The organism is Roseomonas sp. CAU 1739 (assembly GCF_039839775.1).
In the GTDB taxonomy this organism is placed as follows: Bacteria; Pseudomonadota; Alphaproteobacteria; order Acetobacterales; family Acetobacteraceae; genus Neoroseomonas.
This window is the reverse complement of sequence record NZ_JBDOQQ010000007.1, coordinates 104,045-129,687: the sequence shown is the minus strand read 5'-3', so window position 1 is coordinate 129,687 and position 25,643 is coordinate 104,045. Positions and strand designations below refer to the sequence as shown.

General features: G+C 69.3%; 24 protein-coding genes and 1 tRNA gene. 11 read left to right on the top strand and 14 right to left on the bottom strand.

Features of this window, described 5'->3' with window-relative positions; genetic code table 11:
- Positions 1-4: 4 nt before the first annotated feature.
- From AAFN86_RS13570 to AAFN86_RS13545, 6 genes are all read right to left on the bottom strand, one after another.
- Positions 5-1,126 (bottom strand): ABC transporter permease, encoded by a 1,122-nt coding sequence (locus AAFN86_RS13570; protein ID WP_347543877.1) that lies wholly within the window; start codon positions 1,124-1,126, stop codon positions 5-7.
- 3 nt (positions 1,127-1,129) lie between these two features.
- Positions 1,130-3,856 carry a ribosome-associated ATPase/putative transporter RbbA gene (gene rbbA / locus AAFN86_RS13565; RefSeq protein ID WP_347543876.1) on the bottom strand — a complete coding sequence of 909 codons (2,727 nt, stop codon included), beginning with the start codon at positions 3,854-3,856 and terminating at the stop codon, positions 1,130-1,132.
- On the bottom strand, positions 3,853-4,920 hold the full coding sequence (locus tag AAFN86_RS13560; protein ID WP_347543875.1) for an HlyD family efflux transporter periplasmic adaptor subunit: 1,068 nt from the start codon (positions 4,918-4,920) through the stop codon (positions 3,853-3,855). The genes rbbA and AAFN86_RS13560 overlap by 4 nt, the downstream gene beginning before the upstream one ends.
- A 142-nt stretch (positions 4,921-5,062) precedes the next feature.
- A complete protein-coding gene (locus AAFN86_RS13555; protein ID WP_347543874.1) occupies positions 5,063-5,710 on the bottom strand; it encodes an aspartate/glutamate racemase family protein in 648 nt (215 codons plus the stop codon).
- Positions 5,707-6,192 carry a hypothetical protein gene (locus AAFN86_RS13550; RefSeq protein WP_347543873.1) on the bottom strand — a complete coding sequence of 162 codons (486 nt, stop codon included), beginning with the start codon at positions 6,190-6,192 and terminating at the stop codon, positions 5,707-5,709. Before AAFN86_RS13550 ends, AAFN86_RS13555 begins: the two co-directional genes overlap by 4 nt.
- A 71-nt stretch (positions 6,193-6,263) precedes the next feature.
- Positions 6,264-7,484, bottom strand: coding sequence for an MFS transporter (locus AAFN86_RS13545; RefSeq protein ID WP_347543872.1), 1,221 nt, complete (start codon positions 7,482-7,484; stop codon positions 6,264-6,266).
- Positions 7,485-7,623: 139 nt separating this feature from the next.
- Here AAFN86_RS13545 and AAFN86_RS13540 point away from each other — a divergent pair.
- Positions 7,624-7,699 (top strand) — tRNA-His (locus AAFN86_RS13540).
- 249 nt (positions 7,700-7,948) lie between these two features.
- Here AAFN86_RS13540 and AAFN86_RS13535 read toward each other — a convergent pair.
- The gene (locus tag AAFN86_RS13535) at positions 7,949-8,197 is read right to left on the bottom strand and encodes a hypothetical protein (RefSeq protein WP_347543871.1); all 249 of its coding nucleotides are present in this window, start codon (positions 8,195-8,197) and stop codon (positions 7,949-7,951) included.
- Between the two features lie 146 nt (positions 8,198-8,343).
- Between AAFN86_RS13535 and AAFN86_RS13530 the strand changes: the two genes are divergently transcribed.
- The 3 genes from AAFN86_RS13530 (at position 8,344) to AAFN86_RS13520 (ending at position 11,217) form a co-directional block, all read left to right on the top strand.
- Positions 8,344-9,372 carry a winged helix-turn-helix domain-containing protein gene (locus AAFN86_RS13530; RefSeq protein ID WP_347543870.1) on the top strand — a complete coding sequence of 343 codons (1,029 nt, stop codon included), beginning with the start codon at positions 8,344-8,346 and terminating at the stop codon, positions 9,370-9,372.
- Positions 9,369-9,899, top strand: a complete 531-nt coding sequence (locus AAFN86_RS13525) for a hypothetical protein (RefSeq protein ID WP_347543869.1) — start codon at positions 9,369-9,371, stop codon at positions 9,897-9,899. The genes AAFN86_RS13530 and AAFN86_RS13525 overlap by 4 nt, the downstream gene beginning before the upstream one ends.
- A 532-nt stretch (positions 9,900-10,431) precedes the next feature.
- Positions 10,432-11,217, top strand: coding sequence for an SDR family NAD(P)-dependent oxidoreductase (locus tag AAFN86_RS13520; protein WP_347543868.1), 786 nt, complete (start codon positions 10,432-10,434; stop codon positions 11,215-11,217).
- 121 nt (positions 11,218-11,338) lie between these two features.
- Here AAFN86_RS13520 and AAFN86_RS13515 read toward each other — a convergent pair whose 3' ends face one another.
- The gene (locus AAFN86_RS13515; protein WP_347543867.1) at positions 11,339-12,523 is read right to left on the bottom strand and encodes a pyridoxal phosphate-dependent aminotransferase; all 1,185 of its coding nucleotides are present in this window, start codon (positions 12,521-12,523) and stop codon (positions 11,339-11,341) included.
- A 218-nt stretch (positions 12,524-12,741) separates the two neighbouring features.
- Between AAFN86_RS13515 and AAFN86_RS13510 the strand changes: the two genes are divergently transcribed.
- On the top strand, positions 12,742-13,551 hold the full coding sequence (locus AAFN86_RS13510; protein ID WP_347543866.1) for an aspartate dehydrogenase: 810 nt from the start codon (positions 12,742-12,744) through the stop codon (positions 13,549-13,551).
- Positions 13,552-13,696: 145 nt separating this feature from the next.
- Here AAFN86_RS13510 and AAFN86_RS13505 read toward each other — a convergent pair whose 3' ends face one another.
- The 4 genes from AAFN86_RS13505 to AAFN86_RS13490 form a co-directional block, all read right to left on the bottom strand.
- Positions 13,697-14,662, bottom strand: a complete 966-nt coding sequence (locus AAFN86_RS13505; RefSeq protein ID WP_347543865.1) for a tripartite tricarboxylate transporter substrate binding protein — start codon at positions 14,660-14,662, stop codon at positions 13,697-13,699.
- Positions 14,659-15,639 carry a tripartite tricarboxylate transporter substrate binding protein gene (locus tag AAFN86_RS13500; RefSeq protein WP_347543864.1) on the bottom strand — a complete coding sequence of 327 codons (981 nt, stop codon included), beginning with the start codon at positions 15,637-15,639 and terminating at the stop codon, positions 14,659-14,661. The genes AAFN86_RS13505 and AAFN86_RS13500 overlap by 4 nt, the downstream gene beginning before the upstream one ends.
- Positions 15,640-15,750: 111 nt before the next feature.
- The gene (locus tag AAFN86_RS13495) at positions 15,751-16,302 is read right to left on the bottom strand and encodes a 3-phenylpropionate/cinnamic acid dioxygenase subunit beta (protein WP_347543863.1); all 552 of its coding nucleotides are present in this window, start codon (positions 16,300-16,302) and stop codon (positions 15,751-15,753) included.
- Entirely contained in the window at positions 16,292-17,671 is a 1,380-nt protein-coding gene (locus AAFN86_RS13490) for a Rieske 2Fe-2S domain-containing protein (RefSeq protein WP_347543862.1), read from the bottom strand. Before AAFN86_RS13490 ends, AAFN86_RS13495 begins: the two co-directional genes overlap by 11 nt.
- A 128-nt stretch (positions 17,672-17,799) precedes the next feature.
- Between AAFN86_RS13490 and AAFN86_RS13485 the strand changes: the two genes are divergently transcribed.
- The gene (locus tag AAFN86_RS13485) at positions 17,800-17,997 is read left to right on the top strand and encodes a hypothetical protein (protein ID WP_347543861.1); all 198 of its coding nucleotides are present in this window, start codon (positions 17,800-17,802) and stop codon (positions 17,995-17,997) included.
- Between the two features lie 6 nt (positions 17,998-18,003).
- Here the strand turns inward: AAFN86_RS13485 and AAFN86_RS13480 are convergent, their stop codons facing one another.
- On the bottom strand, positions 18,004-19,608 hold the full coding sequence (locus AAFN86_RS13480; RefSeq protein WP_347543860.1) for an alkaline phosphatase D family protein: 1,605 nt from the start codon (positions 19,606-19,608) through the stop codon (positions 18,004-18,006).
- Between the two features lie 127 nt (positions 19,609-19,735).
- The gene (locus AAFN86_RS13475; RefSeq protein ID WP_347543859.1) at positions 19,736-20,842 is read right to left on the bottom strand and encodes a patatin-like phospholipase family protein; all 1,107 of its coding nucleotides are present in this window, start codon (positions 20,840-20,842) and stop codon (positions 19,736-19,738) included.
- A gap of 297 nt (positions 20,843-21,139) precedes the next feature.
- Here AAFN86_RS13475 and rpsB point away from each other — a divergent pair, with 297 nt between their 5' ends.
- The 5 genes from rpsB to frr all read left to right on the top strand — a co-directional run bounded on the left by rpsB (position 21,140) and on the right by frr (position 25,584).
- Positions 21,140-21,937 (top strand): 30S ribosomal protein S2, encoded by a 798-nt coding sequence (rpsB, locus tag AAFN86_RS13470; protein WP_347543858.1) that lies wholly within the window; start codon positions 21,140-21,142, stop codon positions 21,935-21,937.
- 74 nt (positions 21,938-22,011) lie between these two features.
- Positions 22,012-22,950, top strand: coding sequence for a translation elongation factor Ts (gene tsf, locus AAFN86_RS13465; protein WP_347543857.1), 939 nt, complete (start codon positions 22,012-22,014; stop codon positions 22,948-22,950).
- Between the two features lie 133 nt (positions 22,951-23,083).
- Positions 23,084-24,067 carry a magnesium/cobalt transporter CorA gene (gene corA / locus AAFN86_RS13460; protein WP_347543856.1) on the top strand — a complete coding sequence of 328 codons (984 nt, stop codon included), beginning with the start codon at positions 23,084-23,086 and terminating at the stop codon, positions 24,065-24,067.
- Between the two features lie 211 nt (positions 24,068-24,278).
- On the top strand, positions 24,279-25,004 hold the full coding sequence (gene pyrH / locus AAFN86_RS13455) for a UMP kinase (RefSeq protein WP_347543855.1): 726 nt from the start codon (positions 24,279-24,281) through the stop codon (positions 25,002-25,004).
- Between the two features lie 13 nt (positions 25,005-25,017).
- Positions 25,018-25,584 (top strand): ribosome recycling factor, encoded by a 567-nt coding sequence (gene frr, locus AAFN86_RS13450; RefSeq protein ID WP_347543854.1) that lies wholly within the window; start codon positions 25,018-25,020, stop codon positions 25,582-25,584.
- Positions 25,585-25,643 lie beyond the last annotated feature (59 nt).

The following is a 25,643-nucleotide window of genomic DNA, read 5'->3' as shown; positions in this document are numbered from 1 at the left end:
CGCTTCAGCCCGTCGCGCCCATCGTCGCCCGGAACCGCGCCAGCGCGATGGCGAACAGCACACCGCCGATCCCCGCCAGCGCGGCGAATTGCGGCCACACCACGTCGAGCCCGGCGCCGCGATACAGGATCGCCTGCGCCAGGCTGACGAAATGCGTCGTCGGCGCGGCGAGCATGACGATCTGCACCAGCTCCGGCATGCTCTCCCGCGGCGTCATCCCGCCCGACAGCATCTGCAGCGGCAGCAGCACCAGCAGCATCAGCAGCCCGAATTGCGGCATCGACCGCCCCACCGTGCCGAGGAAGATGCCGAGCGAGGTGGTGGCGAACAGATGCACCGCCGCCCCGGCGAGGAACAGCGCGACCGACCCTTCGATCGGCACGCGCATCAGGCCCTGCACCACGAAGGCCATCGACAGGCCGCAGGCGACCAGCACCACCAGCGCCATTGCCCAGATCTTCGCGGACATGATCTCGAAGGGGCTGACCGGCATCACCAGCAGATGCTCGATGGTGCCGTGCTCGCGCTCGCGGATCAGCGCGGCGCCGGCCAGGATGATCGACAGCATGGTGACCTGGTTGATCACCTGCATGATGGCGCCGAACCACTGGGCGCGCAGTTCGGGGTTGAAGCGGGCGCGGATGGCGAGGCCGATCGGAGGCTCATCGGCGGCGCGGTAGCGCCGTGCGAAGGCGTTCACCTCCCCGGTGATGATGGATTGGATGTCGCCGCTGCCGGTGAAGGCCTGGCTCATCCGCGTGGCATCGACGTTGAGCTGGATGGTCGGCCGCCGCCCGGCCAGCAGGTCGCGCTGGAAGTTGGGCGGGATGTCGATGGCGAAGGTGTCGAGCCCGGCATCCATCCGCGCATCCATCTCGCCCTGGGTAATCAGCGCCGGCGGCAGGAAATTGGGCGGGTAGAAGGCGCCGATGATGCGCGCGGAAAGCGGCGAACGGTCCTCATCGACGATGGCGATGGCCGCGCGGTTCAGCGTTTCCGGCATGGCGGTGGCGCCGGCATGGATCGCGATGGTGAAGGAATAGGCGATCAGCACCAGCATCACCGGGTCGCGCAGCAGGCTGCGCAGCTCCTTGACGCCAAGATTGAGGATATTGGCGCCGCGCATCGCTCAGCGTTCCTGCTTGGCCAGCAGCAGCGCGCTGAGCGCGATCAGCGCGGGCCCGGCGATGGCGATCGGAACGAAGGACTGCCGCAGATCGGCGAAGCCGAGCGCTTTCGAGAATGTGCCGCGCGCGATCGTCAGGTAATGCGAGGTCGGGTAGATCTGGCCGATGAAGGCCCCGAACCCCTCGAGCGAGGTCACCGGGTCGAGCAGTCCGGAGAATTGCGTTGCCGGCAGGATGGTCAGGATGGCGGTGGCGAAGATCGCCGCGACCTGGCTGCGCAGGAAGGCGGAGGCCACCAGCCCCATCGCCGTCGCCGCGCCGACATACAGGAAGGTCGCCCCCGCCAGCGTGACGAAGCTGCCATTCATCGGCACACCGAACAGCGTCATCGCCAACACAACCAGCAGCAGGAAGTTCAGCATGCCGAGCAGGACATAGGGCAGCTGCTTGCCGAGCAGGAATTCGAGCCGCGTCACCGGCGTAACGTACAGATTGACGATCGAGCCCAGCTCCTTCTCCCGCACGATGCTGAGCGCGGTCAGCATGGATGGGATCAGCAGGAGCAGCAGCGGGATCATCGCCGGAACCATGGCGACCAGGCTGCGCACGTCGGGATTGTAGCGGAAGCGCATCTCGATGGTGAACAGCCCGGCGGCGGCCTCGGCCCCGAGCACGGATCGCGCCGCGCGCCGGGCCAGCCACTGCGCGTGCATGCCCTCGACATAGCCGCGCACCGTCGCGGCGCGTGACGGCATGGCGCCGTCGATCCAGACCCCGATCTGCACCGGCCGCCCGCGCGCGACATCGCGGCCGAAGCCCGGCGGGATCTCGATGGCCAGCGCCAACGCGCCGGCGCGCATGCGGCGGTCGAGCTCGGCATAGTCGGTGATCGGCGGCCGCTCGATGAAGTACCGGGAACCGGCGAGGTTGGTCGCGTAGTCGTGGCTGACCGTGGTCTGGTCGCGGTCCAGCACGGCGAAGGTCAGGTCCTCCACATCCATGCTGATGCCGTAGCCCATGACGATCATCAGGATCAGGCTGCCGACCAGCGCCTTGGCGGCACGGATCGGGTCGCGCCGCAATTCGATCGCCTCCCGCCGCGAGTAGCTGAGCATGCGGCGCGGGTCGAAGCGCCGGCGGCGCGGCGGCTGGGCAGGGGTCGCAGCCGCGACCGGCGGCGCCTCGGGCGTCTCTGGCGTCCCGGTCGCATCCTGGAGATAGGCGATGAATGCTTCCTCGAGATTCGCCGCGCCGCGTTGTGCGCGCAGCGACTCCGGGCTGTCGCTGACCAGGACGCGCCCCGCATGCATCAGGGAGACGCGATCGCAGCGCTCCGCCTCGTTCATGAAATGGGTGGAGATGAAGATGGTCACGCGGTCGCGCCGCGACAGCTCGATCAGGATGCGCCAGAAGGCGTCGCGCGCCACCGGATCCACGCCCGAGGTCGGTTCGTCGAGGATCAGCATCTCCGGCCCGTGGATCATCGCGACCGCCAGCGACAGGCGCTGGCGCTGGCCGAGCGGCAGCGCATCGGGCAGCGCGTCGAGGATGTCGCCGAGTTCGAAGCGCCGCGCCATCTCGGCGACGCGGTCCGGGATGGCCGCTTCCGCCATGCCGAACAGCCGGGCATGCAGCAGCAGGTTCTGGCGCACCGTCAGCTCTGTATACAGCGAGAAGTTCTGCGACATGTAGCCGACGCGCCGGCGGGTCTCGATGTCGTTCGCATCGACCTTGTGGCCGAACAGCCAGGCCTCGCCCTCACTGGCCGGCAGCAGGCCGGTCAGCATCTTCATCGTCGTCGTCTTGCCGCAGCCATTGGACCCGAGGAAGCCGAAGATCTCGCCGCGGCCGATGCGGAAGCTGACATCGTCCACCGCCGTGAAGTCGCCGAAGCGCATGGTCAGGCCGCGCGCCTCGATGGCGATGTCGTCCTCGCCATCCGCCGGGCGCGGCAGGATCTCGACGGGGTGGTAGCCGGCGCGCCGTTCCTCGGGCAGCAGGGCGATGAAGGCCGCTTCCAGCGACGCCGCGCCGGTGCGCGCCAGCAGCGCGGCCGGCGTGCCGGTGGCCAGCACCCGCCCGTCATCCATCGCGGCCAGCCAGTCGAAGCGCGCCGCCTCCTCCATATAGGCGGTGGCGACCAGCACGCTCATGCCCGGCCGCTCGGCGCGGATGCGCCCGATCAGGTCCCAGAACTGCCGGCGGGACAGCGGATCGACGCCGGTGGTCGGCTCATCCAGGATCAGCAGGTCGGGATCGTGGATCAGCGCGCAGCACAGGCTGAGCTTCTGCTTCATCCCGCCCGACAGCTTGCCCGCCGGCCGGTCGGTGAAGGGGGCGAGGCCGGTGCTCGCCACCAACTCGGCGATGCGGCGTTCGCGCTCGGTGCGGTCATGGCCGAACAGCCGGCCGAAGAAGTCGATGTTCTCGAACACCGACAGCGTCGCATACAGGTTCTTCCCCAGCCCCTGCGGCATGTAGGCGATGCGCGGCCCGACCGTCGCGCGGTGGCGCGCGCTGGCCATGTCGCCGCCCAGCACTTCGACCCGGCCGGCCTGGATGGCGCGCGCCCCGGCCACCAGCGCCAGCAGGCTCGACTTGCCGACCCCATCCGGTCCGATCAGCCCGGCCATGACGCGAGCCGGCAGGTCGAGCGTCACGGCGTCCAGCGCGACGGTGCGGCCATAGCGCAGGCCGACATCGCGCAGGCGCCCGACCGGGTCGGTCATGGCGGCGCCGGCAGCCGCACCTGCAGGTTGGCCGGCCAGGCGGCGTTCGGATCGACCCGCACATAGGCCATGCCGGGCAGGCCGGTCTTCACCCGCTCGATATGCTCGCGCAGGAGTTCCGGGCTGACGCGCGCCCGCACCCGGAACATCAGCTTCAACCGTTCCTCCGCGGTCTCGACGGTGCGCGGGGTGAACTGCGCCACGTCGGCGACGAGGGAGATCCGCGCTGGAAACACGTATTGCGGCGCGGCGTCGAGCACGATGCGCGCATCGGTGCCGAGGGCGATGCGCCCGGCATCCGCGGTGGACAGGAAGAAGGTCATGTAGACATCGGTCAGGTCGACCATGTTCAGCACCCGACCACCGGCGGCGAGCACCTCGCCCGGCTGTGCGACGCGGTACTGCACGCGCCCGGCGCGCGGCGCCTTCAGCGTGCTGTCGTCGATATCGACCTGGATGCGCTGGATGGTCGCCTGCGCCGCCTCGGCATCCGCCTGCGCGCCGACCACCTGGGCACGGGCGGAACTGATCGCGGCTTCCGCCGCCGCGACCTGCGCGGTGGCGGCGGCGAGGCTGGCGCGGAAGCCTTCGTAGCTGGCGCGATCGTCGTCGAGGGTCTGCTGCGGGGCGTTGCCGCGCGCCGCCAGTTCCTCGGTGCGGGCCAGCCGCCGGCGTGCCGCTTCGACCTGCGCCTGGCGCTGCGCGACCACCGCCTCGGCGGCGGTGCGTTCCGACCCGCGCTGGGCGACCAGGCTGTTGGCCGTCTCGATGCCGATGCGGGCGCGCTGGAACTGCGCCTGCGCCTCGCGAAGCTGGGCTTGCAGCACGGCGGTGTCCATCCGCGCCAGCACCTGCCCGGCGGTGACGAGGTCACCCTCATTCACCAACACCTCGGCGACGCGGCCGGCGGTCTTGGTGGCGACGTCGATCTCCACCGCCTCGACGCGGCCATTGCCTCGGGCGATGCCGGGCGGCAGTGGGGGCGGCTGCAGGCTGTGCCAGAGAAGATAGCCGCCCGCAGCGAGAGCGAGCAGCAGGGCGATCTTCAGTGCGGTGCTGCGCATCGGTCCCGTCACAACCTTTGGGTCATCGCGTATCTGCGCGCCCTCCGTACGCCGTAACCGGTCCTGAGCGAACGCAAATCAGGCACGCTCGCGCAGCCATCGCGGCGGCGTGGCACAGAAGCGGGCGGCGCCGGGCCGCGGTTCAGCCGGCGAGCAGCCGCTTCAGCTTCAGCACCGCGCTGTCGGGCGTCGTCAGCACCGGCTTGCCGGTCGCCTGTTCCACCAACGCCTTCGCGCGCGCCAGGCTGAACTGGCCGAGCGCGATGGCGTCGCAATCCGCGAGACCCTTGGCTGCCTCGGCCGCCAGCCTGTCATGCGTCGCGGTGTCGCCGGCATCGAGCGCGGCGAGCCCGCCTTCGGCGACCTTCGGCACGACGGTGATGCCGGTGGGGAATTCCGGCGTCATGGATGGGATGGTGCCGGCGAAGGTGACCAGCAGGCCGATCCGCTTTCCAGCGGTCACCGCCTCCTCGATCATCGCCTCGTTCGGCTTGAGCACCGGCATGGGCGCGAGTTCGGCCGCGCAGGCCTCGATGCAGGGGCCGAAGGCCGAGCAGGTGAACAGGATGGCATCGGCCCCCGTGCCGGCGGCATAGCGCGCCAGGGTCAGGAAGCGCTCGGTCATGCGCGGCGTCAGCCGCCCCTCCCGCGCAAGGTCGGCCGAGAGGCTGTCATCCATCAGGTTCATCAGCACCTGGCCGGGCCACAGCCGGGCGAAGGCGGCCTCGATCGGCGGCGGGGAGTGCCGCAGCGCATGGATCAGGGCGATGCGCCTCGGGGTGCCGCTCACCGGTTCGGGCTGCCGCAGCGGCGCAGGGGGGAGGGCATCTCGCGGCAGTTCGGGAAGACGATCTCGTCCGGGCTGATTTGCTCGACTTCCAGGGAATCGGGGCCGCCGGGGCAGCCGAAGCCGATCTCCGATGGCATGCGGCTGCCGGCGGGGGCTGCGGGGATGAAGCGGAAGCTGGTGGCACCGGGCCGGGTCGCCACCGTCTCGATGAAGCGCTGGCGATAGGCGGGGTCGAGGATGCCGGTGCGCATCACCACCTCCCGCGTGAAGATCACGGTGGGCTGGGCGAGGCAGCGCGCGCTTTCGGTGTCGCCGGCCGGGTACAGGCCACCGGTCCAGGATCCGAACAGCCATTCATGGGGAATCGCGCGCGGGGCATCGGCGGGGGCAGGGGCCGGGGCGGGCGCAGGCGCCCGCTGCGCCACCGCGGCCGTGGCCAGCAGGGGGGCGGCGAGGATCAGGCAGCGGGCAATTCGACGCATGGTCATGCTCCTTCCGGCGCGGGTCTGGCGGTATGGCCCGCCACGCCGGGTTGCGGCAAGCCGGGTCTGGTTCAGGCGAGGGCCGGCACGGGGCGCGGGCCGTCCCGCACCGGGATGTGGATCAGCGCGGCGAAGGCGGCGACCAGGATGCCGAAGACCCACATCAGGTCGTAGGACCCGGTACGGTCGAACACCAGCCCGCCCAGGAAGGCCCCGGTAAAGCCGCCCAGCTGGTGGCCCAGGAAGACGATGCCGAAGATCGTCGCGAGCCACCGCGTGCCCCAGTTGCGGGCGCACAGCGCCACCGTGGGCGGGACGGTGGACAGCCACAGGATGCCCATCAGCGCGGAGAACACCATGACCGACGCTGTGGTCTTCTCCGCCATCATGAAGCCGGCCATCAGCACCCCGCGCGCGGCATAGATGCCCACCAGCAATTCCCGGCGCTTCCACCGCTGGGTCAGTTCACCCGACAGCAGCGACCCGCCGATGTTGAACAGCCCGATCATCGAGATCGCCCCGGCGCCGACATACAGCGGCAGCCCGCAGGCATGCACGAAGCCCGGCAGGTGCACGGTCAGGAACGACACATGCACGCCACAGACGAAAAAGCCGAAGAACAGGCACCAGAAGGACGGGTCGCGGAAGGCGCGCGACAGCGCGGCGCCCGCCGTCTCCGAATCGGCGGCCGCGGCGACCGGCGCCGGCTTGTCGGACAGCGGCAGGGCGAGCGGGATCATCAGCAGTGCCGCACCCGCCATGGCCATCATGGCCGCCTGCCAGCCGAATCCCTGGATGGCGAGCCCGGCCAGCGGCACCACCAGGAACTGCCCCGCGGAGGACCCTGCCGTGCCCAGCCCGACCGCGCGCCCGCGCATGTTTTCCGGCAGCATCCGGGTCAGCGAGGCGATGATGGTCGGCATCCCGGCGGCCGAGACCGCGACCCCCATGACGATGCCGGCGAAGATGGTGAACAGCGGCAACCCGTCCGACAACGCCATGCCGAGGATGCCGATGGCATAGAGCACCGCCCCGCCCATGATGACGTTGCGCCCGCCGAAGCGATCCGCGAGCTGGCCGGTCAGCGGCTGGGACACGCCGTTCAGCAGCACCTGCAGCGCGATGGCGAAGGCGAAGCCGGAGGCGGTCCAGGCATGCGCCTCGGTCATCGGGGCGAGGAACAGGCCGAAGGATTGGCGCAGCCCCATGGCCAGCATGGCGGAGCCGACGGCGCAGGCGATCAGGATGCCGGCCGGCAGCGCGGCGCGGGATGCGATGGTGGAATGGCTCACGGCAGAGTTCCGCTGTTTGAGCGTTACATGTCGTTACCGCGGGCCATCGGCAACGGCCGGCGACACGCAGGGCAGCCATGCATGTGCGGGCACGGTTGACGGGACAGGGGTCGCGGCCGTATCTCCCGCCCCCTCGGTGGCGGCCATAGCTCAGTTGGTAGAGCGCCAGGTTGTGGTCTTGGATGTCACGGGTTCGAGTCCCGTTGGTCGCCCCACCCCCTTCTTCCTGATGTCGGTGATCCGCCAATCGTCAGGCGGGTTGGAAATCCCGCCACAGCCGGGCTGGGAACGGTCCCCTGTATTCGATCAATCCCATGCGCGCCTGTTCGGGCCCGCGGGTCTCAGGCCTTGGTCTCCCGCGAGGTCCGAGTTGTCCATCCGGGGCTCCACGTTGCTGGGTGTTGGCCTCGCAACCACAGCCAACCAACGCGGCCCCGGAGGGACAACCTCCATAGCAATGACAGCTAGCGCAGCATCGACAGCAGGCCGCTTGCCCCCCAGATGCGATCGTCCGGCGAAGGGCCGCGAGGCAGCCCAAGGTCGCGTGCGGTGTCATTGCTCACCAGCTCGCCCGCGCCGACGCCGGGCATCCTCCCTGTGACGGACGGCAGGCCCGCGAGCCGGATCGCCAAGGCGCGGCGTGCCCTGCCAACGACCCCGCAGGGGGCGGTATCGGCCGCGGTGTAGCGAGAAAGGCTACGGGTCAGGCTCATCGTCGCCTCCGTGATCTGCACCCGGCCTTGGGCCGGGCGTGGTGCCATCCTCGTGCGGCCGACCTGCCGGCGTCCCAATGCCGCGCTGACCTTCCGCGGATGAATCGTCTATGGTTCGCCAAGGACGGCGGGCGACGGATGGGCCGATGACCGGGGCAGCGAGCGAGGGCGTGCTGAGCTTCGCGGGCGTCACGCTCGATCTGCGACGCGGGTGCCTGCGTGCTGCGGATGGCGCGGAGGTGCTGCTCGCGCCCAAGCCATTTGATCTTCTGTGTGTCCTCGTGCGCCAGGCCGGGCGCACGGTCAGCAAGGACGCGTTGCTCGATGCCGTATGGCCCGGCGTCCATGTCACCGAGGCGAGCCTGTTCCAGGCAATACGCGAGGCGCGCCGCGCGATTGGCGACGAGGAGGGCCGGGTACTGCGCTCCGTGCCTCGGCGCGGCTATCTGTTGGATGCGGAGGTGATCGCCGCGGATGCTGCCGCGGTGGTGGTACCGCCACCGGTGCTCGCACCGCCGGACGATCGTCCGTCGGTCGTGGTCCTGCCTTTCGTCAATATGAGCGGTGATCCGGAACAGGACTACTTTGCCGACGGCATGGTGGAGGAAATCACCGCCGCGCTCGCGCATATTCGTTGGTTCTTCGTCATCGCGCGCAACAGCGCCTTCACTTACAAGGGCCGGGCCGTGGACGTGCGGCAGGTGGGGCGCGAACTTGGTGTGCGCTACGTGCTGGAGGGCAGTGTGCGCAAGGCGGGCGGTCGCGTGCGCATTGCAGGACAGCTTGCGGAAGCCGAGACAGGTCGGCAGATCTGGAATGAGCGCTTCGACGCGCCCCTCGATGACATCTTCGAATTGCAGGATCGCGTGACGGAAGCCGTGGCCGGCGCGATCGAGCCCAGCCTGCAGGCCGCAGAGATTCGTCGATCCATTGCCAAGCCGACCGGCAGCTTGGCGGCCTATGACCTCTATCTGCGCGCCCTGCCGCACTACTACGCACTGACACAGGACGGCAGCGATGCCGCACTGACGCTACTTCGGGAAGCCGTTTCGGCGGATCCGAACTTCGCGTTGGCCAAGGCGCTCGGGGCGTACTGCCACTGGCTCCGGCTCACACAGTACTGGCCGGACTCCGATGCCTCGGGCGAGGGTCAGCGGTGGGCGCGCGAGCGTTGACGGCGGCCGGCGACGACCCTGCAACCCTGCGCCTGGCCTCACACGCGATCGTGGCTTTGGCGCGAGATTTCGATGCCGGACTTGCGGGCATCGACCGCGCGCAAGCGCTGAACCCCAATTCGGCACAGGTGATCGTCGGTGCCGCCTGGGTGCACAACTACGCCTGCTTGCCGGAGGCCGCGATTCAGCTCTTCCGCCGCGCGATGCGGCTGAGTCCGCGCGATCCGGAGATGGCCCACATGATCTGCGGCATCGCGATGGCGCACCTGATCGCTGGTGAGCTTGAAGAGGCGCTCGTTTGGGCAAGACGCTCCACCCGCGAAGCCCCTGCCTGGGCGACAGGGCACCGGGTGATCATCACGGCATTGTCGCAACTCGGCCGAAAGGCCGAGGCTTGCGAAGCGGCAGCGGCCATGCTCCGGGCCGTTCCCCATGCGCGCATCGGGGCGTTGCCTCTCATCTACCGCGATGCGGTCTTTGCCGAGCGATACCGAAGTGGGTTGGCAGAGGCAGGCCTGTCGCACTGAGCCGCATCCCGTTCGCAGGTGGCGCCAACGAGGCGCTGCCATCTGGTGCAGGCGCATGCCGTCCGGACGCATGGCCGCCTCCCGCACTCGACCGCGATGATCGTCCCTGGCAGATCGTGCATGATGCATCGGAGGCGTCGCTCCACGCCGTAGTGGGTCCGCCCGCCGCAACTGCAGGTTTGGCAACGCACCACGATGACGTTGTCGAGAAGCCGGCCTGCATCGGCGCCACGGGGCGACGGGCGATGCGGGACCGAGGCGGCCGTTGGCCGGGCTGCGGCCGGCCGCGGTGTCGTGGGAGAATATCGCGCACTGCTTGAACGCCCCAGGACCGCACCTCCGACGGCCGCCAGAATTGGAGAAGCTCCCGTAAGCCATTGATTTCCGGTTGCCGAAGCCGCCGCGCCGGACGTTGCAGACTGCTGATATCGGTGTTGAGCGCCACGCCAGTTGGCCGCCGACCCGATCCCCCCTTCCTTGCGCGCTGCGCGGTTCCCGTCAGGATGGCGCCTAACCGAAGGGGAAACATCCAATGCAGCTTTCACTGAATGGCCGGTCGGCGCTGATCACCGGCGGGTCGAAGGGCCTTGGCCTGGCCATCGGCAAGGCCTTCGTGCAGGCCGGCGGCAATGTCACGGTGGTCGCCCGTGGCGCCGAGGCGCTGGCCAAGGCCGAAGCCGAACTGCGCGAGGCCGCACCCACCGCCAAGGTCGCCGCCATCGCCGCCGACATCCGCACCCTGGAAGGCTGCGAGCAGGCCTATGGCGGCGCGGTGCGGGCGATGGGCCAGGTCGATATCCTGGTGAACAACGCCGGCACATCCCAGCGCGGCCCGTTCCTCGAGGTGACCGACGCGCTGTGGCAGGACGACCTCGACCTCAAGCTGTTCGCCGCCCTGCGGCTGTGCCGCCAGGCGCTGCCGGGCATGCGCGACCGCAAATGGGGCCGCATCATCAATGTGCTGAACATCGGCGCGAAGGCGCCCAAGGCGGCGTCCACGCCGACCTCCGTCTCCCGTGCTGCGGGGATGGCGCTGACCAAGGCGCTCGCCAATGAATACGCGCCGCACAACGTGCTGGTGAACGCCATGCTGGTCGGCATCATCGAATCCGACCAGTGGGTGCGCCGGCACGCCGCGGAGAAGCGCAACATCTCCTGGGAGGAGTGGAAGGCCGAACAGGGTAAGCCGGTCCCCCTCGGGCGCATCGGCAAGGCGGAGGAATTCGCGGCGATGGCGCTGCTGCTGGCGAGCGACATGGGCGGCTATGTGACGGGGACAGCGATCAACGTCGATGGCGGGTCGTCGCCGGTGGTGTGACCTGGGGCGTCGCTCGCTTCGCGCAGATCCCGATCAGGTGGAATCACCTGGTCGGGTGAAGACGCTCGCGAAACCAGAAGGCCGGAGTCGCTGCCCTGAACCAGGGCGAACGGAAGCGTACCTAGCGTCTGAAGAACGCCTCGAGGCGCCGCATCGCCTCCTGCGCCAGCGCGGTGTCCACCGCGAAGCACAGCCGCAGATGCCCCTGTCCCGCCGGCCCGAAGGCGGTGCCGGGGGCGAGGCCGACCTTCGCCTCGCGCAGGATGCGGATGGCGAGCGCCTTGGCATCCGTCTCCCCCGCCACGGAGAGGAACAGGTAGAAAGACCCCTCCGGCGCCGCGATGGTGATGCCCGGGATGGCGGACAGACCTTCCACGAAGACATCCCGCGCCGCGCGGCAGCGCGCAACCATCGTCCGGATGAAGTCGTCGCCCTGATCCAGCGCTGCGATGCAGGCATGCTGCAGGAAGGTCGGGATCGACGTGGTGTTGTATTGCCCGAGATTGTCGAAGACCTGCGCCAGCCCCTCGGGGAAGATCAGCCAGCCGGCGCGCCAGCCCGTCATCGCCCAGTTCTTCGAGAAGGTGTTTGCCACCAGCAGCCGGTCGGAGGGCTCGCAGATCTCGAGGAAGGACGGCGCGATGGCGTTGCCATAGGTGAAGTGGTTGTAGACCTCGTCCGAGACCAGCCAGAGCCCCCGTTCCCGCACAAGGTCGCGCAGCGCCGTCATCTGCGCGCGCGGCATCACCCAGCCGGTGGGGTTGGAGGGCGAGTTGATCGCGATGGCCCGCGTGCGCGGCGTGATCGCCGCCGCGACCTCGTCCAGGTCGAGCTCCAGCCGCCCATCGGGCCGTGCATGGAGGGGCACCGGCACCGGCACGCCGCCGAGCAGCCGGATGATGGCATCGAGGTTCGGCCAATGCGGCGCCGGGTAGATCACCTCCTCGCCCGGACTCAGGATCGCCTGCATCGCCTGCATCAGCGCGTTGATGCCGCCCGAGGTGACGGTGAAGCGGTCCGGCGAGACCTCCGCGCCCCAATGGCGGCGATGGTAGTCCGACAAAGCCTGGCGCAGCCGCGGCAGCCCGGTGGACCAAGTGTAGCGCGTGTGGCCGGCGAGCATCGCCTGGTGCGCGGCTTCCGTGATGAAGGCCGGCGTCGGCAGGTCGCCCTCGCCGACCCAGAGCTTGATGACCTCGGGATCCTCGAAGCCGAGATAGGCGACCTCCGCGATCTCGTTGGGGGCGAGGTCGCGGATGCGGTCGGGCAGGCTGTCGCGCGGGGCGGGGGGCGGGGTCTGGGACATGCTGGGCCGGTTGTGGCCGACGCCGGCCCGGTCGGGCAAGCGCGCGATGCCCGGCGCGGCCGGCTGGCCGCCGGGCGACCGTGGCGCCGCCGGACCGGGCCCAGGCACGGGCGATCGCGAAGGGCGTCCCCATGCCGCGCCGTCAGATTGCCGCGGCGACGGCCTGACTTCGCGGCATCCCTGTGCTACCGCCCGGCCGATATCAGGTGGAGGGGCACATGGCGAAGGTACTGACGGTCGGCATCGCCGGACTTGGGGCGATCGGGCTGCATCTGGCCCGCACGCTGGATGCGGGGGTCGAAGGGCTTCGTCTCGCCGCGGTCAGTGCGCGCGACCTCAAGAAGGCGCAGGCCAATGTCGGCGGCTTCAAGGTGCCGCCGATGGTGGTCTCCAACGCCGAGCTCGCCGCCTGCGACGTGGTGGTCGAGGCCGCCCCCGCCGCGGCCTTCGAGGAGATCGCCACCGCCGCCATCGAGGCCGGGAAGATCTTCGTCCCGTCTAGCGTCGGCGCGTTGCTGCCGCGGATGCATCTGGTCGATCGTGCGAAAGCCACCGGCGCGCGCATCATCGTGCCGACCGGCGCGCTGCTCGGCCTCGATGCCGTGCGCGCCGCGGCGGAAGGTGCTGTGGATAGCGTGACGATCGAGACGCGCAAGCCGCCGCGTGGGCTGGAAGGCGCGCCGTACCTGAAGCTGCACGGCATCGATGTCGGCGCCATCACCACGGCGACGCGCGTCTTCAAGGGCAATGCCTTCGACGCGGCGCAGGGCTTCCCGGCCAACGTCAACGTCGCTGCCGCCCTGGCCCTGGCCGGCATCGGCCCGGAACGCACAATGGTCGAGATCTGGGCCGACCCGGATGTGACGCGCAACACGCACACGATCCGCATGGAAGCCGCCGCTGCGCGCCTGACCATGACTATCGAGAACGTGCCGAGCGAGGAGAACCCCCGCACCGGCAAGATCACCCCGTTGTCGATCGTCGCCTGCCTGCGCGGGCTGACCAGCACGCTGAAGGTCGGTTCCTAGCGCAGATCCCGGACAGGCGATCCCACCCGACCGGGGCCTGTCTTGGAGCAGATCGCGTTCAGGTGGAATCATCCGGACGCGTGAAGATGCTCTCAAAACAATGGGCTGGAGCATGTGGCGTGAGCGCATGCGAACGCAGCATTCTCTAGCCGGCCTGGATATTCGCCCGCCGCACCACGTCGCGCCAACGGGCGAGTTCCTCATCCTGGAACGCCGTGGCGGCTTCGCCGCGCAGCGGCCGCACCTCGAAGCCGACGCGTTCGAGGCGTTCCCGCCCGGTATCCGATTCCGCGATCGACACGGTTAGCTCGGAGAAGGTCTCGCGCAGTGCCGGCGCCATGCGCGGCGGGCCGTACAGCGCGATCCAGCTCGCCACCTGGATGTCCGGATACCCGCTTTCGGCAAGCGTCGGCACATCCGGCAGGAAGCGGGACCGATAACCGCTGGTCACCGCCAGGGCCTTCAGCGCGCCATCGGCGATCTGCCCGCGCACGGCCGGCAGGTTCTCGAAGATCACATGGATCTCGCCTTGCCGCAGCGCGAGGATCGAGGCCGGTGCACCGCGCGCCGGCACATGCGTCATCGTGATGCCGGTCTCGAGCGCGAACATCTCCGCCGCCAGGTGGTTCGATGCGCCGATGCCGGAGGACCCGTAGTTGATCTCCCCCGGCCGCGCCTTGGCCAGCGCGACGAAGTCCGCGGGCGTCCGTGCCGGCGACTGCGGATTCACCACCATGACATTCACGAATTCCGCGACCTTGGCGATCATCGTGAAGTCGCGCGGCACGTCGAAGGGGAAGTTCGCCGCCAGCGCCGGCGGGATGACATGGCTGCCGAGCCCGCCGATCAGCAGCGTATGGCCATCGGCGCGAGCGCGCATGATCTCGCCCATGCCGATCTGGCCGTTCGCGCCGGGCTTGTTCTCGACCACCGTGGCCCAGCCGTTCTTCTCCCGCAGCCCATCAGCGACGACGCGGCCGACCAGATCCGTCACGCCGCCGGGCGGGTAGGGCACCACGACGCGGATCGGCCGGTCCGGCACGAAGCCCTGCGCGATCGCCGGGAGCGCCAGCAGCGCCGTGCCGGCGGCCAGCAGAAGGCGCCGCTTCATGGTTGCAGGCTCAGCCCTGCGCGGCGCACTACCTGTCCCCATCGTTCCACCTCGCGTCTCTGGAAGGCTGCGAATTCGGCCGGGCCGCGGAAGGCGGGCTCGAAGCCGGCTGCCGTCAGGCGGCGGCGCGCCTCCGGGTCGGCGCCGATGCGGCGCAGATCCTCAGCGATGCGCGTGACCAGCGCCGGCGGCATGGCGGGCGGGCCGTAGATGCCGATCCAGCTGGTGACCACGAAATCGGCCAGCCCCTGTTCCTGCAGCGTCGGCACGTCGGGCAGTTGCGGCGTGCGCTCTGCGCTGGTCACCGCCAGCGCCCGCAGCGTGCCGCCGCGAATGGCACCGGCGACGGAAGGCAGGTTCTCGAACGCCACCTGCACGTCGCCGCGCTGGAGCATGACCAGCGAATTGCCCTGCTGCCCCAGCGGCACGCCCTGGATCGAGACATCGCCGCGCTGGTTGAACAGTTCCGCCGTCAGTTGGTTCGACGCACCCACGCTGGTGAAGCCGTAATTCAGCGCGCCGGGCCGTGCGCGTGCGAGGGCCAGGAACTCCTGCACCGTACGGGCCGGGGAATCCGCCGGCACCACCATGACGTTGACGAATTCCGCCATGATGGCGAGCGCGGTGAAATCCGCATGCACGTCGAAGGGGAAGTTCGGGATCACCACCGGCGGGATGCCGTGGCTGCCGAGCCCGCCCACCATCAGCGTCGCACCATCGGGAGCCGCGCGCTTCACAAGGTCCATCCCAATCGTCGCATTCGCACCGGGGCGGTTCTCCACCACCACGGTGGTGCCGTGGCCCTCCCGCAATCCATCGGCGACGATGCGCGCGACCAGGTCCGTCACGCGCCCGGCCGGGAAGGGAACGATGATGCGGACCTGGCGCGGCGGCCATTCGGCCGTCTGGCCCATCGCCGCCCCGGCCGCCGGCACGGCGAGGGCGGCGGCGAGCAGGGCGCGGCGTGATGCGGTCATCGAACCTCCTGAAGCGTGATGACGTCAGGTGCGATCGCACCGAAGGCATGGATCACGCGATCAAACAAGGCGTTGGAGCGTGAGGCGTGAGCCACGTCGGACGCTTCACGTTCAAAGGAAGGCGGCGAGGTTCTTCGCCAGCAGCACGGTCTGGTCGAGATGGATCTCCCGCCGCTTCAGCCGCCAGGCGCCATCGACCTTCGCCAGCGTGTCGAAGCGCTTGCCGATCAGCAGGTTCTGCTCGTCCTGCAGCCGGTTGCGATAGGTGAGGAAGCGGCAGCGCAGGCGCAGTTCCTCCGGCGCTGCGATGCCCGGGGTCGCCTCCAGAACCTCGACATTCGTCACCATGCGGCAGACGCGCGACGCCGGTTCCTCCGCCCAATGGATGCCGGTCTCGATCTGCTGGACGCGCTGGGACAGCGTGACCTTGCCCTCGTCGAACCAGGCGAGGTCCTGCCCCTCCCGCGTCCACTCCTGCGTCGGCAGGTGGTCGCGCCGCAGGTTGGACGGGATCGGCGCGAAGTATCGGATGTCGTCATGCAGCAGGCCGAGCCAGTCGCGGTAGCGGCGCTCATCCAGCAGCGCCGCCTCGGCGAACAGGAATTCCTCCGCCTCCCGCGCGGCCAGCAGCCGCGCGAGGCGGTCATCCGCATCAACCGGCATCGGCGGTCTCGCCAGGCATCGGCACGCGTTCGCTCACCGGCAGCGTCCAGGGATCGTCCTTCATGAAGGACGCCCAGCGGCCGTAGAAGATGCGCGCATTCTCCTCGGTGATCTCGCCATTCTCGACGGCGCCGGCGAGACCCGGGACCGGCCGGGCATGCCCCATGCCCATCTGGTAGTTGTAGGGCATGCGCCGCGCGATCGGCCCGCGGGAGGCATCGGTCGCGTAGGTCCAGTTCTCCATGTCGTCGCTTTCGGTCATCCCGGCGGGACCGGAGTAGCGCAGGAAGTAATGCCGCGCCGTGTCGTTCACCGCATCCGGCGCGTCGGCATCCTCCAGGCAGAAGCGCCACATCTCCATCTCGGTCGGGGAGATCGGGTGGAACACCGCGATGGTGCGCGGCTGCCGCCCGTGGAAGGACATGTTGGGGAAGATGGTGCCGACCGACATGGTCACGCGCGGTGTGTCGCCGAGTTGCGCGACGCGGCGGTCATGCACCTCGCGATACCAGGCCTCGACCTCGGGATACAGCGTCCAGGCGGGGACGTAGTTGGGCTCGGATGTGTGCGGCGGTTCGCCGATGACGCCATGCCCCAGGCCTGGGAAGCCGATGGTGGTGCGCGGCCGCAGATTGTCGCGCCGCCCCCGCCCGCCTGATGGCCCGATGCCCACCAGGTCCACGGATCGGTGGCTGATGTCGTGGTACATGTCGCCGATGAAGTTCTCCGGCGCGAACTTCCAGTTGCAGTTCACCTTCCAGCGCTGCACGCCGGCCACCACGCGCGACCCGCCGGGCGATCCGTCCCGCCGGTCCAGCGCGAAATCCAGGTACAGCTTCATGTCGCCGAGGTAGTCGAGCAGATCGACCGCGTCGGGATCCCAGGACGCCCAGACCGTGCCCTTGTACAGCGCGACGCGCGGCGCCCGCACCAGCCCCCATTTCTCCTTGTCCAGCTCGGCGTGATACGCCTTGTCGAAATGCGGCACGCCGACCAGCGCGCCGGGCGTGGATGCCAGCTTGCCATCCGTCGCGAAGGACCAGCCGTGATAGGGGCAGGTGAAGACGCGGTTGTTGCCGCGATCGTAGCGGCACACCTTCATGCCGCGATGCGTGCAGGAATTGAGCAGCACATGCACGCGCCCTTCGCGATCCCGCGTCAGGATCACGCTCTCGGTCCCCATGCGGGAGACGAAGAAATCATCGGGGTTGGGGATCAGGCTCTCATGCCCGATGAAGAGCCAGGCGCGGGCGAAGATCTTCTCCTGCTCCGCCGCGAAGATGGTCGCGTCGACGAAGATGTCGCGGCTGATCGTGCCGGCCTGAAGATCGACCATCGCATCGACGTCGTGGACCGAAGGAGACGCCATCCCGCACCCTCTCCAGAGCAACCTGAGCAAACTGAGCAACCTGTGGGCCAGTGTGATGCAATCCACGCGCCATGCAAGACGCCGCATGACATTGACGTTGCACCGCGCGCCATCACACCATCGCGCGCATGAGTGGAACGCTGAACCTGGTCGAGGTCGCGCCCGGCACCGCGCTGACGTTGCGCGACGGCCGCACCGTGATCGTCACCGACAATCCCGGCGACGGCATGTGGGTGTTCTGCCGCGACCCGGACGGCACGGATGAATCGCCGGTCTATGCCGGTGAGGTCGCCGGCCTCGCCGACACCGCCAAGCCGCAGGGCTGACCGCCGTCAGCCGCGCTGGATCGCGGCCCGCCCGGCCTCGACCGCCAGCGTCGCCACGGTCTGCCGTGGTGCGCCTTCCCGCGTCACGAAGGGCAGGGCGACGTAGTCCGTCGTCATTCGCGCCGCGGTCGCCTCGGTCACGCAATACCCGCGCCGCGCGTGATACAGCGCCATGTCCGGATTGCGGCGCAGCGTCTCCTCGCCGGCCGGCGTCATCTCCGCGCCATCGCCCTCGCTGGTCGCTGAGGTTGCGGTGAATTCCACCGCCACGGGCGCGCTGTCCGCATCCTCCGGCCGCTGCCGGATGGTCGAGGCCAGAGCCACATGCACATCGCCCGACAGCACGATCGGGTTCGGCGTGCGCCGCGCCACCATGCCGTCCAGCAGTCGCTGCCGCGCCGCCGGGTAGGCATCCCACTTGTCCATCGCGATGCCGCCCCCGCGCAGCAGCCGCCGCATCATCGGCACCTGCTGGGCGAGGATGTTCCATCGCGCCGGGCTGTCCGTCACCCCCGCCAGCAGCCAGGCTTCCTGCGTCGGGCCCAGCATCTGCGCATCGGGCCGCGACACCTCGGCACATGGCGGCCCGTTGCGATCGCCGCAGGGCTGGTCGTCGCGGAACTGGCGCGTGTCGAGCACGTTCACCCGCGCCAGCGTGCCGAAATCCAGCCGCCGATACGCCGTGATGTCCGGCCCGCGCGGAATGGCCGTGCGTCGTACCGGCATGTGCTCGTACCAAGCCTGGAAGGCGGCGGCCTTGCGCAGCGCGAAGACCTCCGGCGGCACGGCGATCGGGTATCTGCCGCGGCCATCCTTCTCGCTGTGGATGCCGGCCCAGTTGTTCTCCACCTCATGGTCGTCGTAGCTCGGCAGGAAGGGATGCGCCGCATGCGCCGCCTGCAGGTCGAGGTCGCTGCGATATTGCGCGTAGCGCAGGCGGTAGTCGGCGAGGCTGATCGTCTCCTCGCCGATATGCTGGCGCACCCGCGACCCCCAGCCCGGCTGGCCCGGCGCCCGGCCGCGATATTCGTATATGTAGTCGCCGTAGTGAAAGACGAAGTCGAGATCGGCCTCCTCGGCGATATGCGCCCAGGCGGTGAAGAAGCCGTGCTCATAGTGCTGGCAGCCGGCGGTCGCGAAGCGCAGCCGCGCGGGCGTCGCGCCCGCCGCGGGGGCGGTGCGGGCGCGACCCACGCGGCTGACCTCGCCGCCGACGCGGAAGCGATAGAAGAACGGCCGGCCAGGGGCGAGGCCGCCGACCTCGACATGCACGGCATGGGCGAGTTCGGGCCGCGCGATCGCCGTGCCGCTCGCCGCGACGCGGGCGAAGGTCCGGTCCTCGGCGACCTCCCAGTTCACCGGCAGTGGCGCGCGGACCATGCCGCCATCGGGGGTGAGGGGCTCCGGCGCCAGGCGGGTCCAGATCACGAAGCCATCGGGCGCCGGGTCGCCGCTCGCGACGCCGAGGGCGAAGGGGTAGGAGCGGAAGGCCTGTTGCGCCTGGGCCGGCCGCGCCGCGGGCGCCAGCGCGGCAAGCGCGGCCAGCCCCGCTGCCCCACGCAGCAGCCCGCGGCGGGACAACGCGATGATGTGGCGGGTCGTGCTGTCCATGCGGACCGGTTCCAGTTGCTGCGAAGGCATGATGCCCGCCTGTCGCGACGCCAGGCGTGAAGCCTGCGTCATGCCGTGGCGTGGCGGGCGTCCCTGTATCAGCGGGCCGCGGCGACCACCGCGAGCGTCACGCCCAGAATGCGGCGATCTTCGGCCATTCGACCTTCGCGCGATCATAGCCGGCGCGCAGGGCCGGGGCGATCTGGCGGGGATCGAGCAGGTTCACCCCCGGCGGCGTGCCGGCGATGACCAGCATGCCGCGTGTGCCCGTGGCCTCCAGCGCGCGCATCTCATCATGGATGTTGTGCGGTATGCCGCTGAGCAGGCTGCCCTCGTACCCATTTGTCAGGGTGACGACGAGCGCCCGCTTCGACCCCGCGACAAGGTCCGTATGGGCCCATGTCCGGGAAATGCCGCCATCCATGCAGTAACGCTGGCCGAGCAGCGTCGGCCCGATGACCCCCGGCAGGGAGGAGGATGCCCCGGTCGCATGGGCGAGCGGTATGCCATTGCGCCGCGCCACCTCCTGCCCGACGACGATCCGCTCCCCCGTGTAACAGTCATTCGCTGTGGTGAACATGCGCGCGGGAGGCCAACCGGTACGGCTGTCCCCGGTCATCAACCACGCCAGCCGTTCCACGGCGCTGCCATTGACCCGGTTGTCCGCGGCCAGTGCCGCATGGCCGATGGCGCGGATGGAGGCCGGGTCGCCGTTCATGACGGAGAAGTTGATCTCCTGTGCCCGTCGCTGGCTGGCATTGGGGTCGCTGACCGGTGCCATTGCGGCAAACAACCGGGGAAAATACCCAAAGAAATCAAACTCGGCGCGCATCCGCGCGAAATGCCCCGAGGTCAGGCTCGACCCCATATAGGCCCCGGCCGAGGTGCCGACGACCATCTCGGGCATGGCCGGATCGAAGCCGGCCTCCATCAGGCCGTGGAAGAAGCCACAATACCAGGCGACGTAGTATTCGCCGCCGCCGCCGAGCACGAGCGTGCGGTCGAGACCGCGCGCGAGGTCGGAGGCCGTCGGCTGTTCCGGCGCGGGGCGGGTCATGCCATCGCCGGCGAACAACTGCGCCGAGATGCGCGCCGCCATGGCCTCGGGCGATTCCGCCGCGGCGGTGGGTGAAGGGGCCTGTGCGGCGGCGGGCGCGATGCCACCCGCGAGCCCGGCCGCCGTGGCAAGGGCGGCCATGCGGGCCATCTCGCGGCGCGAGGCATTGTTGTGCATGACCGTCCTTCGTGTCCTGTCCAAAGTCCGGCAAATCGTATGAGGCGGCGACGCATCGAAGCAAGCCGGACGCGAGCCGACGACGAGGCATGCAACCCAGCGGTGAAGCGGCGCCATGTCGCGCGGACTTGCCCTGGCGAAGGCTTTGTTCCATACCCCGCCGCCGGTCGGGGTTCGCCCCGCCCGGCAAATCCGCACGCGGCGCGCCCTTCCCACATCTGGCAGGGTCCGGTCCCCGGCAACGGGGCATGCACCGCGGAGGCTCAACCGGACTACATGAGGAAGGAGGCTCGCCCCATGGCGATGCGTGAAGTCACCCTGCGTGCCCTGCTCGAGGCAGGCGTTCACTTTGGCCACCATACGCGGCGCTGGAACCCGCGGATGGCGCCCTACATCTTCGGCGTGCGCAACCAGGTCCACATCCTGGACCTGCAGCAGACCGTGCCGATGATGGAGCGTGCGCTGAAGGCCGTGCGCGACACCGTCGCCGCCGGCGGGCGCGTGCTGTTCGTCGGAACCAAGAAGGCGGCCGCCGACTACGTCGCCGAATCCGCGACGCGCTGCGGCCAATACTACGTCAACCATCGCTGGCTCGGCGGCATGCTGACCAACTGGAAGACCATCACGGGCTCGATCAAGCGCCTGAAGCAGATGGACGATCGTCTGGGCAACGACACCAGTGGCCTGACGAAGAAGGAAGTCCTGATGCTGACGCGCGACAAGGAGAAGCTTGAGCGCGCGCTTGGCGGCATCAAGGAGATGGGCGGCCTGCCCGACATCATCTTCGTGATCGACACCGTGAAGGAAAAGCTGGCGATCGAGGAGGCCAACAAGCTCGGCATCCCCGTCATCGCCGTGGTCGATTCCAACGCCGACCCGGAAGGCGTGACCTTCCCGATCCCGGGCAATGACGACGCGATCCGCGCCATCACCCTGTATTGCGACAGCATCGCCTCGGCCGTGCTGGACGGCATCTCGGCCGAGATGCAGGCCTCGGGCGTCGATATCGGCGGTGCCGAGGAACTCGCCCCCGAGGAACTGCCGGAAGCCCTGCCGGAAGCCCCGGTGGAAGCGCCCGCCGAGGCTCAGCCCTAGGCCTGAACCTGACCTGCCGGGGCCCGCGAGGCCCCGGTTCCTCCTTTTCCACCTGGCAACCACGGAGCATTCCGATGGCCGAGATCACTGCGGCACTGGTGCGCGACCTGCGCGAGAAGACCGGCGCGGGCATGATGGACTGCAAGAAGGCGCTCGTTGAGGCGGGCGGCGACATGGAGGCCGCGATCGACTGGCTGCGCAAGAAGGGCCTTTCGGCCGCAGCCAAGAAGTCCGGCCGCGTCGCCGCGGAAGGGCTGGTGGCGGTTGCCTCCGCCCCGCGCACCGCGGCGATGGTCGAGATCAACGCCGAGACGGACTTCGTCGCCCGCAACGAGCACTTCCAGGCGTTCTGCGCCGCGGTGGCCGAGCTGGCGCTGACCGTCGGCGACGACATCGAGGCGCTGAAGAACGCCCGCTATCCGGGTTCGATGGACCTGGTCGAGGGCGGCACGACCCACCGCACGGTGGCCGAGCAGCTGACGCACCTGATCGCCACGATCGGCGAGAACATGTCGATCCGCCGCGCCAAGCGCCTGCATGTGTCCGACGGCACCGTCGCCACCTATGTCCACTCGGCGGTGAAGCCCGGCATGGGCAAGATCGGCGTGCTGGTGGCGCTCGAAGGCGCTTCCGAGGCAGCGGTCATGGAGACGCTCGGCCGCCAGATCGGCATGCATGTCGCCGCGGCGCGCCCCGAGGCGCTCGATGTCTCCTTCGTGGAGCCCTCGGCGCTCGAGCGCGAGAAGGCGGTGCTGACCGAGCAGGCCAAGGCTTCGGGCAAGCCGGATGCCGTGATCCAGAAGATGGTCGATGGCCGCATCCGCAAGTACTACGAGGAAGTCGTGCTGCTCGAGCAGGTATGGGTGCATGACGGCGAGACCCGCGTGAAGGAAGTGGTGAAGAAGGCCGGCATGACGCTGTCCGGTTTCGCCCGCTTCCAGCTCGGCGAGGGCATCGACAAGCAGACCTCCGACTTCGCGGCCGAGGTCGCGGCGGCCGCCGGCCAGGGCTAACCAGCCCCGGCCCCACGGGCCTGTATTGCGGGAGCGGGCAGGCGGTCATCGCCTGCCCGCTTCGCGTTTGTGGAGGTGACACCGGCCCGCTCCGCGATGGTAGCCTGACCGTCACAGGGAAGCGGAGGCCGCCATGGGCTCGGTGGTCGGCAGCGCGGTCTATCAATCCGGCCGCCGCGTCGAGGATGTCGAAATCGAACGGCTCGACATTGCGTGCGAGGCCGTGCCACCCGAGCCCGGACGCTTCGTCTGGATCGGCCTGTTCGAACCCGACGAGGGCGTGCTCGCCAAGGTGCAGCGCCGATTCGGGCTGCATGATCTGGCGATCGAGGATGCGCACAACGCGCATCAGCGTCCCAAGCTCGAAGCCTATGGCGATTCCCTGTTCCTGGTGCTGCGCACGGCCCAGCTGCTGGACGGGCATGTCCGCTTCGGCGAGACGCACATCTTCGCCGGTCGCGGCCATGTCGTGACGGTGCGCCACGGCTCCTCGACCTCCTATGCCGAGGTGCGCGGGCGTTGCGAGCGGACCCCGCGCATGCTGGCGCTCGGGGAGATCTTCGTCGTCTATTCGGTGATGGACTTCATCGTCGACAACTACTTCCCGGTGCTGCACGTGCTGGAGACCGAAATCGACGAGCTCGAGGACCGCGTCTTCAAGCAGCGCACCACCCTTGCCGACATCGAGCGCATCTACGAACTGCGCCATGAACTGATGACCATCCGACGCGCGATCCATCCGCTCGGCGAGGTCTGCGCGCGGATGATGCGCTTCGACACGCCGCTGATCGAGGAACGCGTCCAGCCCTATTTCCGGGACGTGCAGGATCACGTGCTGCGCGTGGTCGAGGCGGTGGACAGCCTGCGCGAATTGCTGACCTCGGCGCTGGAGGCAAATGCGCTGTTCGCCTCGCTGCGGCAGAACGAGGACATGCGCCGCTTCGCCGGCTGGGCCGCCATCCTGGCCGTGCCGACCGCGGTGGCCGGCATCTACGGCATGAATTTCGAGGACATGCCCGAGCTGAAGCAGTCCTGGGGCTACCCGGTCGTGCTGGCCACCATCTTCACGATTTGCGGGGTGCTGTACTGGCGGTTCAAGCGCGCTGGCTGGCTGTGATGCCCGCGGCCGCGACCGCCCGGGCAGCGCCCGGGGGACCGGCCGCTGGGCCCGCCGCCTATTGTCGCGGCAGGGCGCCTATGGCAAAGCCGGTGCGCCGGCGGCGAAGACGGTCCCGCCCGGCAGGGCCGCCGGCCGGGCTGCCTTGCCGGCGCCACAAGGCCTGACTAGCCTCCGCCCACCCTTCGATACCCCAGGATAGTGCCTCTCCATGGCTTCGCCGAACTACAAGCGCGTGCTGCTCAAGGTTTCCGGCGAGGCCCTGATGGGCACGCGCGATTACGGCCTCGACACCGCCGTGTGCCGCCGCATCGCCGAGGATGTTCGTGGCGTCGTCGCCCTCGGCGTCGAGGTCTGCCTGGTGATCGGCGGCGGCAACATCTTCCGCGGCGTTGCCGGCGCTGCGTCCGGCATGGATCGCGCCCAGGCCGATTCGATCGGCATGCTGGCCACGGTGATGAACGCGCTCGCCATGCAGGCGGCGCTCGAGAAGGCGGGCGTGCCGACCCGCGTGCAGTCCGCCATCCCGATGCAGTCGGTCTGCGAGCCCTTCATCCGCCGCCGTGCCGTGCGCCACATGGAAAAGGGCCGGGTGGTGATCTTCGCCGCGGGTACCGGCAATCCCTTCTTCACCACCGACACCGCCGCCGCGCTCCGCGCGGCCGAGATGGGCTGCGACGCGCTGCTCAAGGGCACCCAGGTCGATGGCGTCTATTCCGCCGACCCGCGCAAGAACCCCAAGGCCGAGCGCTACGTCTCGCTCACCTACCTCGATATGCTGGCGCGCGATCTCGCGGTAATGGACGCGGCGGCGATCAGCCTGGCGCGCGAGAACCACCTGCCGATCATCGTCTTCAACATCCACGAGCCCGGCGCCTTCACCGCGGTGATGCAGGGCGAGGGCCGCTTCACCACCGTCCACGAGAATCCGAACTGAGGGAGACGGGCCCATGGCTGCCGACTTCAACGCCCTGAAGCAGGACCTGACGCGCCGCATGGATGGCGCGATGGAAACGCTGAAGAAGGAATTCCAGGGCCTGCGCACCGGGCGCGCCAGCCCCGCGCTGCTGGAACCCGTCCGCGTCGAGGCCTATGGCTCGGTCACGCCGCTGAACCAGGTGGCGAACGTGTCGATCGCGGGGCCGGGGCTGCTGTCCGTCCAGGTGTGGGACAAGGGGCTGACCAAGGCCGTCGAATCCGCGATCCGCGAGGCCAATCTCGGCCTCAACCCGCAGGCCGAGGGCCAGGTCATCCGCGTGCCGCTGCCGCCGCTGACCACCGAGCGCCGCAATGAACTCGCCAAGGCCGCCGCCCGCTACGCCGAGAGCACCCGCGTCGCCATCCGCGGCGTGCGTCGCGACGGCATGGAGCAGGCCAAGGGCTGGACCAAGAAGCACGAGGCCAGCGAGGACGAGGTCAAGCAGGCCGAGACCGAGATCCAGAAACTGACCGACCAGTATGTGAAACAGGTCGATGCGGCGCTGGTCGAGAAGGACAAGGATATCCGCACGGTCTGATCGCCGTCGGGGAAGCAGGGGTCGGAGGGCGAAGTGCGGTTGAGCCTGGTCGAGGCCCG